Source organism: Georgenia subflava, assembly GCF_009193155.1.
In the GTDB taxonomy this organism is placed as follows: Bacteria; Actinomycetota; Actinomycetes; order Actinomycetales; family Actinomycetaceae; genus Georgenia; species Georgenia subflava.
In genome coordinates this window covers 1,023,713-1,037,050 of sequence record NZ_VUKD01000001.1, presented here as the reverse complement: position 1 = coordinate 1,037,050, position 13,338 = coordinate 1,023,713, and the positions used below count along the sequence as shown (strand labels likewise).

Here is a 13,338-nt window from a genome sequence, read left to right as displayed (position 1 = left end):
GTCGGCCGCCGGACCGGGCGACGAAGGGCGCCGGGCGTCGAGTTGGCCGGTTCGCCTACTGCCCCTTGACGTTGACGATCTGTCGCAGGACGTGGTCGACGGAGACCAGGTCCGCGGCGTCGGCCATGACCACGTCGATGTCCTTGTAGGCGTCGGGGATCTCGTCGACGAAGTCGGGCAGGTCGCGGTACTCGATACCGGCCATGCGACGGCGCAGGTCGTCCTGCGTGAACGTCTTGCGCGCTCTCGAGCGCGAGTACGCCCGGCCGGCGCCGTGCGGGGCGGAGCACAGCGACATCGCGTTCCCCTTGCCGGTCACGACGTAGGAGGCAGTCCCCATCGAGCCGGGGATCAGCCCCCGTACGCCCTCGTGGGCGTCGATCGCACCCTTGCGCGAGACCAGCACTCGCTCGCCGAAGTGCTCCTCGACGGCCGTGTAGTTGTGATGGCAGTTGACCTCCTCGAGCCGCTGGACGTCCTCGCCCGTGAACCGGGCCAGCTGGTCGAGGAGGCGGTCCATCATCACCTCGCGGTTCAGTCGGGCGAACTCCTGCGCCCAGTGCAGGTGGTCGAGGTAGTCGCCGAAGGCCTCGTCGTCCTCGGTGAGGTACGCCAGGTCCCGGTCGGGCAGCTCGAGCGAGCGCTCGGCCGCCAGCCGGCGCGCCCGGTCGATGAAGTGCTGGGCGATCTTGTTCCCCACCCCGCGGCTGCCCGAGTGGAGGAAGGCCCAGACGTTGCCCTGCTCGTCGGCCGTCACCTCGATGAAGTGGTTCCCGCCGCCGAGGGAACCGAGCTGGAGCCGCCAACTGTCGGCGAAGCGGGCAGGCTCGACCCCGCGCCTGCCGGCCAGGTCCTCGAGCTCCGCGACGCGTCCCGGCGCCGTGCCCGAGACCTTGCGGTTGTACTTCCCCGGACTCAGGGGCACGGCACGCTCGATCTGCTCACGCAGGGTCGCCAACCGGCCGGCCTTGCGCAACCGGGCCCCGGTGAGCTGGGTGCGTACCGCCACCATGCCGCAGCCGATGTCGACGCCGACCGCTGCCGGCATGACCGCGCCGACCGTCGGGATCACCGAGCCCACGGTCGCACCCTTGCCGAGGTGCGCGTCCGGCATCAGCGCCATGTGCGGCGAGATGAACGGCATGGTGGCCGTGCGCCGCGCCTGCTGGAGGGTCTGGTCGTCCAGGACCGAGGCCCAGGAGTACAGCGACTCGGCGATCTGCTCCATGGCGCCAGACTGACAGTTCGGCGCCGCCGCGGCACGGGCTGGGAGGCTGGGCGCGACGTGCGCCCCTATGGTGCTCAGGCGGCAGGGTCAGGGGCGGGTGCCGACGTCGCGGGTGTTGACGTGCAGGGTCGCCTCCGAGGCCGCCATCCAGGCGGCGAAGACGGCCACGCCGACCTCGAACCACAGCAGTCGGCCGTCCCAGCGCGTCAGAGCCCGGTCGTGGGTGGCGGAGCGCAGGAGCGTCAGTCCGCCGACGAGATTGGCCAGACCCCAGACGGCGTTGACACCGGGGCCGGATCCCCGCCCGGTCAGGGGCGTCAGGTGCCGCCGTCCGGCTGCCGCGCTGGCCAGGTGCGGTGCGCTGTTGCCAACGAGGAGGCCGGCGGTGAGAGAGCGCCACTGAGAGTTCGCCACCCGTCGAGCCTGATCGCCGCAGCAGGCAGGTGTCAACGGCCAGGTCTGCGCCGTCCACCGCCGACGCGACGGGGGCGCGCGCAGGACAGCCCGGCCACTTCGCCCACCGGGCGGCCACTTCGCCCACCGGGCGCCGTCTATCCGACACAATCGGTCGTGTAAGTCCGCGCGCCCGTTCGGGCGCCCCCGAGCAAAGGAACGGTTCTTGGAGCTCATCCTCGGCAGCATCCCGGTGATCGCCGTCGCCCTCGTGGCCGTGATCGTCGTCTTCATCCTGGTCCGGAAGTCCATCAGGACCGTCGACCTGAACGAGGCCCTGGTCATCGTGGGCCGCAACGACGTCAAGGGCGGGCCCACCGGCAGCCTGGACGCACTGCCGACCGACGGCGTGGTCGACGGCCGGGGCCCGCGCGTCGTGATCGGTGGGCGGACCTTCGTCAAGCCGTTCTTCGAGTCCGTCACGAAGATCTCGCTCGAGCAGCGCCAGCTCTCGCTGACCGTCGAGGGTGTGGACAAGAACTTCATCGGCGTCGGCGTGCGTGCCTCGGTCCTCTTCAAGGTCCGCGGCGACGCCGACGGCGTGCGCCGCGCGGCCCAGCGGTTCACCAGCCAGCAGGCCAAGCTCGAGCAGCCGCTCCAGCAGGCCCTCGAGGGCGCGCTCCGGCCCGTGCTGGGGTCCATGACCGTCGAGCAGCTCATCTCGGACCGGGAGGCGCTGCAGAAGCAGGTGCTGGAGTCCATCCGCCCCGACCTGCACCAGCAGGGCTTCCACATCGACCTGGTCAACCTCTCCGACATCACCACCCCGGGCTCGGACTACCTGTCCAACCTCGGTCGCGCGCAGGCCGCCCAGGCCCGCCAGGTCGCCGAGGTGCGTGAGGCAGAGGCGCGACTGGCCTCGGAGGCGGCCCAGATCGAGACGCAGGAGCGGATCGCCGAGCGCCAGCGCGACCTCGCGCTGAAGCAGGCCGCCATCAAGGCTCAGACCGACCGCGCGGAGGCCGAGGCGCAGGCCGCCGGCCAGCTGGCCCGGGCCGAGCAGGACCGCGTCGTCGCCGCCCAGGAGCGCGAGGCCCTGCAGGAGAAGTCCAAGGTCGCCGAGCAGCAGCTCGACATCGACGTCCGCAAGCCCGCCGACGCCGCCGCGTACGCCGCGGCCAAGCAGGCCGAGGGTGAGCGCGACGCCCGCAACGCCGAGACCGAGGCGCAGGCCTTCGAGCGCCGCACCCTGGCCGACGCCGAGCTCGCCGCACAGCGCAACGAGGCCGACGCCATCACCGCGCTGGGCAACGCCCGTGCCGAGGCCGCCAAGGCCGAGGGGCTGGCGAAGGCCGCCGCCACCGAGGCGCAGGCCAACGCCCTCGCCGAGCAGGGTGACGTCGTCATCATGCAGCAGCTCGTCGGCGTCCTGCCGGAGATCGTGCGGGCGGCCGCCGAGCCGGTCGGACAGATCGACAACATCACGGTCGTCTCCACCGACGGCGCCGGTGCGGTCTCGAAGATCGCCGGCCAGGTCCTCGGCGAGGGCCGGGAGGTCGTCTCCGCGCTGACCGGGCTGGACCTGACCAAGATGTTCGCCGGTCTCGCCGTCGACGGGCCGAGCCCCGCCGTCGTCGGAGAGTCGAACGACCTCGTCGACCAGCCTCCCGCCACGGCGGAGGCGACCCAGAACTGACGGGGTGCGCGGGCCGGTACAAATGCCGGGGCCGGCCCGCCCACGCGATCACCCGGCCGGCGGCACCTGACGGGCGGCCGGCGGCGAGGTCAGCGCCCGAACGGCAGGGGCGCGATGCGGAAGTACGTCGCCCGCGCCACCGCCAGCTCGAGGGCGACGTCGCTCATCGCGGCCAGCGCGCGCACGGCCGCCGGGGCCGCGCCTCGCTCGAGGGCCAGCAGGATGGCGTGGTCGCGAGCCCGGACGGCCTCCTCGCTCTGCGGCAGCGAGGCGCGGAAGCGCTCGACGGCGTCCGCGAGCTCGTCGAGGGCGTGACGCTCTCGCGAGGTGGTGGACGCGTTCTGAGTGTGCACAGGCCGTCTCTCGGTTCGAGGCAGGACGGCCTGACGTTACGGCTGTACCGGCTCCCCGGCGAGCTTCGCGCCGTGAACGCTCCGCGCGGCGTCCCCGCGCAAGAACGCGCGATCCGACGTGGCCTCCCGGCGGGCCCCACGAAGGGCCTCCGGGCGAGAAGCACGGGCTTTCCGCCCGAGGGGCACGGGCCTTCCGCCTTGGGGTGAGGTGGCCTCGGACGTCAGGCTGCCGTGCGTGCTGCGCCGCTCAGGGCAGCGCCGGGTGGCCGCCGACGGGTGCGTGGACCCCAGGGGCTCGGGCCGACCCGGTTCAGACGTACTCGTGGTCGCACGCGCCGCAGTGGAGGCAGAAGCCACCCTGCGTGCGCGCGGAGCCGCTGGAGAACTCGCAGAAGACGAGGAGGCCGTCCGGGTCGACGTCGTCGGTGGCGACGACGAGGTCCGGCCCCCGGAGCTGCGGTGCGTCGAGGTCGACCTCGTGAGCTGTGGCTACGGCCATGGCGGCTTCTCCTCTCGGGGGCGGGCGGAGCAGCAGCTGCTCGCCGGCCTTCTCCGTCCCGATCACGATCGCACCCGCTACCGACATCGGTAGGACGCCACGCCGGTACCTGATCACACACCGCGTGCAGCCGGGCGCACCACCGGGCGGGCGCAGCCGAGAGCCCCGTGCGCCCGAGGGCGTCCGGGAGCTCACGTCGGGCGGCGAGGCGAGGTGGAGGACCCGTGCGCCCGGGGCGCACGGAACGCGCGGCGCGCTAACCTCGCCGAGATGGCGGCGATCACCGAGGACGCGGCGGGGACGGGCCCGATGCACCGGGTCCGCCGTGCGGTGCGCACCCTCGCCCCGGGCTACTTCGCCCTCGTCATGGGCAGCGGCATCATCTCGGTCGGGATGCGGCTCGAGGGCTTCGAGCTCCTCTCCCAGCTCCTCGCCTGGGTCTGCGGCATCGCCTACGCGCTGCTCCTGGTGCTCACCGTCTGGCGGCTGCTGCGCTACCGCTCGGACATCCTCGACGAGTTCACCGACGCCCGCCGCGCCTTCGGCTACTTCACGTTCGTCGCCGGCACCAACGTCCTGGGCGTGCGGCTGTCCATGGACGGCCACGTGTTCTGGACGGCGGCGCTCCTGGTGCTCTCGTTCGGGTCGTGGATCGTCCTGGGCTACGTGGTGCCCTGGACCGCCGTGCTGGGGCGGACCAACCGGCCCGTCGTGGCGACGGCGAACGGGACGTGGTTCATCTGGGTGGTGGCCAGCCAGTCCGTCGCGGTGGCCTCGGCGTCGCTGCAGCCCGGCTCGGACCAGGAGCTGAGCGGCTGGCTGGCCCTGCTCGCCGTCGTCTCCTGGTCGGTCGGGATCTTCCTCTACGCCTCTGCCGGCGTGATCGTCGCGATGCGCATGCTGCTGTACGAGCTGCGCGCGATCGACCTCAATCCGCCCTACTGGGTGGCGATGGGGGCGTGCGCCATCACCGTCCTCGCCGGCGCGCGCATCGTGGAGATGGCCGACGCCCCGATGGTCAACGCCACCCGCGGGCTCGTCGCCGGCCTGTCGGTGGTCTTCTGGGCGTTCGCCACCTGGCTGATCCCGCCGCTGATCGCCGCCGGGTGGTGGCGGCACTGGCGCCACCGGGTCCCGCTGACCTACGACGCCACCCTGTGGAGCATCGTCTTCCCGCTCGGGATGTACGCCGTCGCCGGGATCTACCTCGGCCAGGCGGACCAGCTCCCGGTGGTCGGCGTGATCGGCGCCGTCGAGCTGTGGTTCGCCTTCCTGGTGTGGACGCTGGTCTTCGTGGCGATGGTCGTCCACCTCTGGCGGACGGTCCTCACCGACCGGGCGTCGTCGATCCCGCCGCCCGGCCGGTGACAGGCCGGGTCAGGTGCGCGGGCGGTCCTCCGGCCGGACGTCGTCGTCGGAGGCGAGACCGCGCCGAGAGTCGTCGTCCGGCCCGGGCGAGGTGTCCTCGTGGCGGCCACGCTGGACGTCGTCGCTGCTGAAGTCGTCGCCGTCGGGGTCGAGCGCCGCGGCGTCCTGCCGGTGGGTGTCCGCCTCGTGCCGGACGCGTTCGGCGTCCTCGGACTGCTTGACGGAGTCGTGCTCGAGGCGGTCGGCCTGCACCCGGGCCTTCTCCGCCTCGGCGCGCGCCTGCTCGGCCTCCGCCCGCGCGGCGGTGGCGTCGGCCCGGCGCTCGCGGGCCGCGATGTCCTCTTCCTCGCTGCGGGCCCGCAGGTCCGCGGCGTGCGCACGGTTCTCGCGCCGCACCCGCTCCTCGCGCTCCTTCTTCTTCCTGCTCGTCGCCAGGACGGCGATGACGATGATCGCCAGCACGACGACGGCCAGCACGATCCAGATCCACGTATCCATCGGACGTTCCTCCTCGGTCGGCCCTGCGTTTCTCCAATAGAAGCGGAGGTGCAGGCGTCCGGCCACCCGAGACCGTGCCCGTGCCGCCGCGCCAGGTGCCCGGTGACCAGCGACGACGCGCCACCGTGGGGGTCAGTGACCGTCCCCGAGCCGGCCGGTCAGGGCGCTGTGGCGGGCGGCGGAGTGCGTGTCCAGCCCCACGATGTGCGCCCGCTTGCCCCGTTCGGCGTACTTGCGCACGATCGCGTCGAGGGTGGCCACGGTGGAGGCGTCCCAGACCTGGGCGGCCGAGAGGTCGATGACGACGTCGTCCGGGTCGTCGGCGTAGTCGAACTGGTAGACGAGGTCGTTGCTGGAGGCCCAGAACAGCGCACCGGTCACGAGGTAGACCCGCACCGACGCGTCCGGCTGCTCGAGCTCGGTGACCCGCGTCAGGTGGGCGACGCGGCGGGCGAAGAGCACCATCGCCGTCAGCACGCCCGAGACGACGCCGATCGCGAGGTTGTTGGTGACCACGGTGACGGCGACGGTCACCACCATCACGAGGGTCTCCGAGCGAGGCATGCGCCGCAGCGTCGAGGGCCGCACGGAGTGCCAGTCGAAGGTCCCGACGGAGACCATGACCATCACGGCCACCAGGGCGGCCATGGGGATCTGGCCGACGACGTCGCCCAGCACCACCACGAGGATCAGCAGGAACAACCCGGCGCAGAACGTGGAGATCCGGGTGCGGGCGCCCGAGGACTTCACGTTGATCATCGTCTGGCCGATCATGGCGCAGCCGCCCATGCCGCCGAAGAAGCCGGTGATGATGTTGGCCGCGCCCTGGCCCCACGCCTCGCGCGTCTTGACCGAGTGGGTGCCCGTGATGTCGTCGACGAGCTTCGCCGTCATCAGCGACTCCATGAGCCCCACCAGCGCCATGCCGACGGCGTACGGCGCGATGATCTGCAGGGTCTCCAGCGTCAGCGGGACGTCGGGGAGCAGGAGGGAGGGCAGGGAGTCGGGCAGCTCGCCCTCGTCGCTGACGGTCGGGACCGCGATCGCCGCGAGCACCGTGACGAGCGTCAGGGCGACGATCGCGACGAGCGGCGCGGGCACGACGGCCGTCAGCCGCGGCCAGAGGACAAGGATCGCGAGGCCGACGGCGACCATCGGGTAGACCATCCACGGCACGTCCACCAGGTGCGGGATCTGCGCCAGGAAGATGAGGATGGCGAGGGCGTTGACGAAGCCGATCATCACGCTGCGCGGGATGAACCGCATGAGCTTCGCGACGCCGAGGAGCCCCAGGACCACCTGGATCGTCCCGCCCAGGATGACCGTGGCGATGAGGTAGTCGAGCCCGTGCTCACGCACGACGGGCGCGACGACCAGCGCGATCGCCCCGGTCGCGGCGGAGATCATCGCGGGACGCCCGCCCAGGAACGCGATCGAGACGGCCATCGTGAAGGAGGCGAAGAGCCCGACGCGCGGGTCGACGCCGGCGATCACCGAGAACGAGATCGCCTCGGGGATCAGCGCCAGCGCGACGACCAGGCCGGCGACCAGCTCGGTGCGCAGGCGGCGCGGGGAGCGCAGCGCGGCCCGGACCGAGAAGTCCTCGTCGGCCTCGTGCGGGAAGTGCTGGCCGGTCGGCTCCTCGCCACGAAGCGTCAGGCCGTCCGGCTGGGGCGTGCTGGGGCTCGGTGTCACGATGGTCCGTCTCGGCTCGGTGGGACATCCCCGGGCGGGGCGATGAACCGGCACGTCCTCGGGCCGCGGCCTGGCCCGCCCACGGCGGCAACCGGCCGCCGCCAAGTCTAGGCCAGTGCCGAAGGTCCCAGAAGGGGCGTCGATGGGCCGCGCCGGTGATCCCGCCCACCCGGCGCGGCGTCGACGTCGGAGCGGACCATGGCCACCAGCCGTGCGGCGTGCGCGCCGTGCCAGTACGGCCGCCCGCAGCCCAGGCACCGCACGAACTCGTCGTAGGTGCGCAGGGTGCCGGGCTCGAGGAGGTGGGCGACCGAGTCCTTCGACGTCGGGACCAGCGCACCGCCGCAGGCCGTGCAGCGGGTGAACGGCGCGAGCGGAGGGGCGAACCGGTCGAGCACGTCGCGGATCTGCTCGGTGGCCGCGCTGCCGCGCACGTGCGCCGCCCGCGCGCGCCGGTCCTCGTCCGGGGCGAGCACCCGACGGCGGAGCAGCCCGTGGTCCTGCGTGAGCAGCACTCGGGTCTCGTCCACCGCGCGGGCGGCGAGCGCGTCGTCCTCGGCGTCGGCGGACCAGGCGACGTCGAGGCCGAGCAGCCGCATCCGCCGGGCGAGGGCACCGAGGTGCACGTCGAGGATGAACCGCCAGGCCGCCACGGGCTGCGGCCGGACGACGTCCGCCACGTCGACAACCGCCCCGGGGCGGGGACGGTGGTCCGCGCCGACCGATTCTCCGTCGGCGCGCAGGATCCCCACCTCGGTCAGCGGGACCCCGGCCGCGGGGACGACGTGCCGCAGCGGCGTGCCCGGCTCGTGGTCGACGTCGACCATGCCGGCGGCCCGGAGCCGGGCGGGCAGGAAGAGCCGCAGCGGCTCGGCGAAGCGGAGGCGGACGGTGCCGATGATCGTGGCCTCCTTCCGTCGTCGGGATGTCGTCGGACGTCGGCCGCCACGACGGGCGACGTCAGGCGCCCAGGACCGCCAGCACCACCGCCGCGGCTCGCTCGGCGGCCTCGTCCACGCCGAGGTGGAAGTCCTGCCCGGCCTCGGGACCGCACAGGTCGGAGATGCCGCGCACCGAGAGGAACGGCAGCTCGTAGGAGTAGCTGACCTGTGCCAGCGCCGTCGTCTCCATGTCCGTGCTCAGCGCGTCGGGGAACGCCTCACGCACCTCGGCGACGTTGACGTCGGTGATGAAGGAGTCGCCGGAGACCATCTGCCCGGTCCGGACCATCCCCGCCGGGGCGGTCGCGCGGGCGGCCGCCGCGAGCAGGTCGGGGTCGGCGTCGTAGCCCACCGGCATGCCCGGGACCTGCCCACGCACGTAGTCGAACGCCGTCGCGTCGGCCCCCGCATAGGTGTAGGAGTCGCCGACCACGATGTCACCGACCTCGATCGTGGCGGCCAGGCCGCCGGCCGAGCCGGTGGAGATGACGGCGCGGGGGTGGGACTCGGACAGCGCGGCGACCAGGGCGGCCGCGGCGTTGACCAGGCCGATGCCGCTGCGCACGAGCAGCACGCGCGCACCGCCGATGGTCACCACCTGCCCGCGGGCACGACCGCGCTGGCGCAGCGGGCCGGCGTCCGTGGCGCGTCGGGAGAAGGGTCGGACCTCCTCGTCCATCGCGCCGAGGACGACGGCGTCCACCTCGGGACCCCGCCGGGCAGGGGTGGCGATGCCCGACGGGTCCCCGGTGGTCCCGTGGAGGGTCGTCACGCCATGACCTGCGACCACTCGTCCCGGCGGGCCAGGAAGGTGCGAGCGGCGTCCTGCGCACCGCTCAGCGTGTGGTTGGCTGCCCACCCGCACTGCTGGATGTTCGACGCCGGGACCTCGGTTGCGTCGACGACGTCCTGCATCCCGGCGGCGATGAGGTCGCGGACGTCCTCAAGCGGGTGCTCGCCGGCGAGGATGAAGTAGAAGCCGGTCTGGCAGCCCATCGGCGAGAAGTCGATGACGTCGTCGGAGTGGTTCCGCACGGCCTCGGAGAAGGTGTGCTCCAGGGAGTGCATGACGTCGGACTCGAGGTGGTCGACGTTGGGCTGGCAGAAGCGCACGTCGTACTTCTTCACGACCACCGTGTCCGACAGCCGCTTGGTGTCGGCGATCCGAACGTAGGGCGCGGCGACCGCCCGGTGGTCGAGGTTGAAGCTCTCAGTGTTCATCTGCTTCATGGCGAACTCCCTGTGTGCCGGTCGGATGGTGCAGCTCCCCATCATTCCTCACGGCGCTCTCAGGATCTCGAGATCAGCGGCCCTGGATGACCGGCCCGGGGTGGAAGCACACCGGCCCGGCGACGCCGTGCGCGTCGGCGAGGTCTCACCCTCCGAGCACCGCACGGATCTCGCCGACGTCGACGGCGCCGGGTGCGGAGGGGTCCCAGCGGGGGCGGCGGTCCTTGTCGACGAGGACGGCGCGGACCCCCTCGACGAAGTCGGGGCGGCCGGTGAGCCAGGTGGCCAGGCGGAGCTCGTTGCCCAGGCACGCGGCCAGGGTCGCGCCGGTCCCCGCCCGGAGCAGCTCCAGGGTGGCGACGAGGCTGGTGGGCGACATCTGCTCCAGGGTCGTCCGAGCCTGCGCCGCCCACTCGTCGTCGGCCGCGGTGAGGCGCTCGAGGATCTCGGGCACCGTGGTGGGGGCGAAGTGTCGGTCGATCTCCGTGTGCGCGGCCAGGACGGGTGCGCCTGCCTCGCGGACGTCGGTGACGTGGTGTGCCAGGGCGGCGGCGACGCCCTCGTGCTCGGCCTGCGCCACGAGGTCCGCGACGGCGGCCGACGGCACGAGGTGGGTGGCCAGACCGGTGGCGAGCGCGTCCGCGGGGCCGACGCGGGTGCCGGTCAGGGCGAGGTAGGTGCCCAGCGCGCCGGTCGGGTCGCCGCTGAGGCGGGTGAGGAAGTGGCTGGCGCCGACGTCGGGGGCGAACCCGATCGCCGTCTCCGGCATCGCCATCACGACGCGCTCGGTGACGACCCGCTGCCGGGCGTGCACCGAGATGCCGAGGCCGCCACCCATCGCGGCCCCGTCGATCACGGCGACGTACGGCTTGGGGTACTCGGCGATGGCGCGGTTCAACGCGTACTCCTCCGCGAAGAACTCCCCGGCCGCGCCGCCGCGGCCGGCCAGGATCTCCTCGCGCACGGCCCGGACGTCGCCGCCGGCGCAGAAGGCGCGGTCCGAGGCGCTGGTGACGAGCACCTCGGTGACCTGCTCGTCGTCGCGCCACGCCTCGAGCGTGGCGCGCATGTCACGGATCATCTCCAGGTCGAGCGCGTTGAGGGCGCGGGGCCGGTTCAGCTCGATCCGGGCGGTGCCGCCGGTCCGCCAGGTGTTCACGGTCGCCATGGCGCCACCTTCTCACCTGTCGGCGTGCAGCCCTGCCGACAGGCCAGGCAGGTTACCCGACCGGGACGCCTACCGGCCGCCGGGGTCGTCGTCGGCGACCAGCCGCAGCCGCGGGCGGGGCCTGGGCGCTCCTTCGGTGAAGGCGTCCTCCGGCGGCTGCGCCCATCGCTGGGCGAGCTCCAGCAGGCCGCCGGTGCGGGTGTTGACCGCCTCGCGCCGACCCGCCCCGAGCGGGTAGGACGGTAGCGGTGCGGCGGCGCCAGGACCTGCCAGGTCGCGGTACGGCGTCGTGCCCCGAACGTCAGCGGCGTACTTGGTGGCGAGCTCGCCCACCCACTCGTCGAGGCCCGCGGTGGCCGTGCGGAAGCGGATCCACCGGTGGTTCTCCCAGCCCGGGCCCGGCGTGCTGCCCGGCACCGGTCCCGCGAAGCGCTCGACCACCTTGGCGGCGCCACCGCGTCCCCGGGCGGCCAGCCCCGCGACGACGTCGGGCGGCATGGCCAGGTTCATCCCGCCCTCGGCCTCGTCGTGCCAGATGGTCACCACCCGGTCCCGGTAGCCGGGCATCACCAGCTGGGCCTCGTCGACCCACCCGCGGGCGGTCTCCACGACCGAGAAGAGGAACGCGCCCAGGGAGCCGAGCCCCGTCGTCGGGATGCGGTACCAGCGCCGCAGGAGGCCGCCGAGGTTGGTGGTCGGCAGGTAGCTGTTCTCCCGCTCGTCGGCGCTCTTCGTGCGCCCGGCGGGGAAGGGGGCCAGGTCCACGGCGAAGGTGGGGCGGGTGGGCAGGGGCGCGTCGAAGAAGTGCACGGGCAGGTTCGAGCAGATGCCGCCGTCGGAGAACCAGTTGACGTCGAACCGCCGGGCGGCCACTGCTGCGGCCGCCTCCTCCACCGTGGCGTCGGGGTGCGTGCGCCGGTAGTCGTCGGCGGCGTCGGCAGCGCCCCGGTTGACCGGGTCGGCGTAGTCGACGGCGTGCAGCGGCACCGCTGTGATGAGCAGCGGGAAGCTGAGCGACATCCGGGTGGCGACAAGCACGGGCAGATCAGGCCCGGCCGGGAGAGGCCGCAGCGGCAGCGCCTGGCGCCGCAGCAGATCCGTGTCCCAGGACGGCCGGCCGGGCGGCGGGTGCTCCTCCATCCAGGCGACGACGTCCTCGGGGAAGAGCGCACGCATCTCGGCGGGGTCGAAGAAGTACTCACGCTCCTCCCACGGCATGGCCATCGGCTGGTGCCGCGTGAGGTTCGTGGTCATCGTGCGCAGCTCGACGCCGGCGCCGGCCAGGTCGCCGAAGGTCACCGGCGCCTGTCCCGTCCGTCCGGCCATGGTCTGCAGCCGCTCGTGCAGCCACGGCGTCAGTGCCGGGGCGCCGCCGGACCCTGCGCCGGGCATGCCCGTGCAGATGCCGAACCCCGCACGGGGAACCGGACCACCGAGCACCCGCAGGACACCGGCGCCGATGCCCACCGCCGCGCCGAGCAGCGCGAGCACCACCCCGGCGACGACGCCCGCCCAGCGTGCGGCGCCCTCACCCGTAGCGGCCAGGACCACCACGACGACGCCGGGCAGCATGCCCAGCAGCGTCCACGCCCAGAAGCCGGTCACGAGGGCGACGCCGGTGCGGAGCGTGCCCGCCGGCCCGTGGTGGCCCATGCCTGCGGTGAAGGCGCGGAACAACGGGGCGCTCTTCCGGCTCGGCTGGAAGAGCCGGAACAGGGTCGAGCCGCCCGCGGGTGACTCGGCAGTGATGTCGTGGGGCAGGCGCTCGAGCTCGTCGAACCCGCCGGCGTCACGGCCGAGCTCGGCGGCCGCCGCGGCCGCTGCCGCGATCGCGCCGGCGGAGGTGCCGCCGACCGAGCGCAGGCGGTAGGTCTTCGCGAGCTCGCACACCGCACGTGGGTAGATGACGCCGCTGGTGATGCCGCCCTTCATGATGACGTCGCACTCCAGGGCGGGGTCCGCGGGGTAGGTGGTCATGGCGCTCTCCTCGTGCGGCGGGCGGACCGGCGGCGTCGTTGCCACCGGTCCACAGCCCGGTGCCGCTGATCCTGGCACCACCGTCCCGCTACCGGAAGGGAACAAGGCCGGCGCCACCGTCCTGCTTCCGGGCGCGAAGTCCGACACGCCGAACGGGCTCGACACGCCGCAGGTTCTCGTCCTCGGAACGGATCGGCCAGCGCGGCCGCGGCGCGCTCGTGCACAACCTGTGGACAAGGGTGGTGACAACCGTCCACAAGTGGCCGCCCGGTCCACCGGGAAGCGCACGGAC

Annotated in this window: 13 protein-coding genes; 2 read left to right on the top strand and 11 right to left on the bottom strand. The window is 73.2% G+C overall.

Annotation, left to right across the window (positions count from 1 at the left end; genetic code table 11):
* Positions 1–55: 55 nt before the first annotated feature.
* Together GD748_RS04705 and GD748_RS04700 are read right to left on the bottom strand one after the other, a co-directional pair.
* Positions 56–1,228 (bottom strand): RtcB family protein, encoded by a 1,173-nt coding sequence (locus tag GD748_RS04705; protein WP_152193983.1) that lies wholly within the window; start codon positions 1,226–1,228, stop codon positions 56–58.
* 87 nt (positions 1,229–1,315) lie between these two features.
* Positions 1,316–1,642 (bottom strand): hypothetical protein, encoded by a 327-nt coding sequence (locus tag GD748_RS04700; RefSeq protein WP_152193982.1) that lies wholly within the window; start codon positions 1,640–1,642, stop codon positions 1,316–1,318.
* 205 nt (positions 1,643–1,847) lie between these two features.
* Here GD748_RS04700 and GD748_RS04695 point away from each other — a divergent pair, with 205 nt between their 5' ends.
* Positions 1,848–3,317 carry an SPFH domain-containing protein gene (locus GD748_RS04695; protein ID WP_152193981.1) on the top strand — a complete coding sequence of 490 codons (1,470 nt, stop codon included), beginning with the start codon at positions 1,848–1,850 and terminating at the stop codon, positions 3,315–3,317.
* Positions 3,318–3,406: 89 nt separating this feature from the next.
* Here the strand turns inward: GD748_RS04695 and GD748_RS04690 are convergent, their stop codons facing one another.
* Both GD748_RS04690 and GD748_RS04685 read right to left on the bottom strand, forming a co-directional pair.
* Complete coding sequence (locus GD748_RS04690) at positions 3,407–3,670, bottom strand: hypothetical protein (RefSeq protein WP_152193980.1); 264 nt, start codon at positions 3,668–3,670, stop codon at positions 3,407–3,409.
* A gap of 310 nt (positions 3,671–3,980) precedes the next feature.
* Positions 3,981–4,169, bottom strand: a complete 189-nt coding sequence (locus tag GD748_RS04685; protein WP_226920763.1) for a hypothetical protein — start codon at positions 4,167–4,169, stop codon at positions 3,981–3,983.
* 270 nt (positions 4,170–4,439) lie between these two features.
* Between GD748_RS04685 and GD748_RS04680 the strand changes: the two genes are divergently transcribed.
* Entirely contained in the window at positions 4,440–5,537 is a 1,098-nt protein-coding gene (locus GD748_RS04680; RefSeq protein ID WP_226920761.1) for a tellurite resistance/C4-dicarboxylate transporter family protein, read from the top strand.
* 9 nt (positions 5,538–5,546) lie between these two features.
* On the opposite strand, the gene GD748_RS04675 is transcribed toward GD748_RS04680, so the two are convergent.
* From GD748_RS04675 to GD748_RS04645, 7 genes are all read right to left on the bottom strand, one after another.
* Positions 5,547–6,035: a hypothetical protein gene (locus tag GD748_RS04675; RefSeq protein ID WP_152193978.1), complete on the bottom strand. Its 489-nt coding sequence runs from the start codon at positions 6,033–6,035 to the stop codon at positions 5,547–5,549.
* A 132-nt stretch (positions 6,036–6,167) separates the two neighbouring features.
* Complete coding sequence (locus GD748_RS04670; RefSeq protein WP_226920871.1) at positions 6,168–7,616, bottom strand: SulP family inorganic anion transporter; 1,449 nt, start codon at positions 7,614–7,616, stop codon at positions 6,168–6,170.
* Positions 7,617–7,837: 221 nt separating this feature from the next.
* Entirely contained in the window at positions 7,838–8,584 is a 747-nt protein-coding gene (locus GD748_RS04665) for a Mut7-C RNAse domain-containing protein (RefSeq protein WP_452176681.1), read from the bottom strand.
* A gap of 106 nt (positions 8,585–8,690) precedes the next feature.
* The gene (locus tag GD748_RS04660; RefSeq protein WP_226920759.1) at positions 8,691–9,443 is read right to left on the bottom strand and encodes a 5'-methylthioadenosine/adenosylhomocysteine nucleosidase; all 753 of its coding nucleotides are present in this window, start codon (positions 9,441–9,443) and stop codon (positions 8,691–8,693) included.
* Complete coding sequence (locus GD748_RS04655; RefSeq protein ID WP_152194385.1) at positions 9,440–9,892, bottom strand: S-ribosylhomocysteine lyase; 453 nt, start codon at positions 9,890–9,892, stop codon at positions 9,440–9,442. Before GD748_RS04655 ends, GD748_RS04660 begins: the two co-directional genes overlap by 4 nt.
* Before the next feature lie 154 nt (positions 9,893–10,046).
* Positions 10,047–11,069 (bottom strand): enoyl-CoA hydratase/isomerase family protein, encoded by a 1,023-nt coding sequence (locus GD748_RS04650; RefSeq protein ID WP_152193977.1) that lies wholly within the window; start codon positions 11,067–11,069, stop codon positions 10,047–10,049.
* 69 nt (positions 11,070–11,138) lie between these two features.
* A complete protein-coding gene (locus GD748_RS04645; protein WP_193312809.1) occupies positions 11,139–13,046 on the bottom strand; it encodes a patatin-like phospholipase family protein in 1,908 nt (635 codons plus the stop codon).
* Positions 13,047–13,338 lie beyond the last annotated feature (292 nt).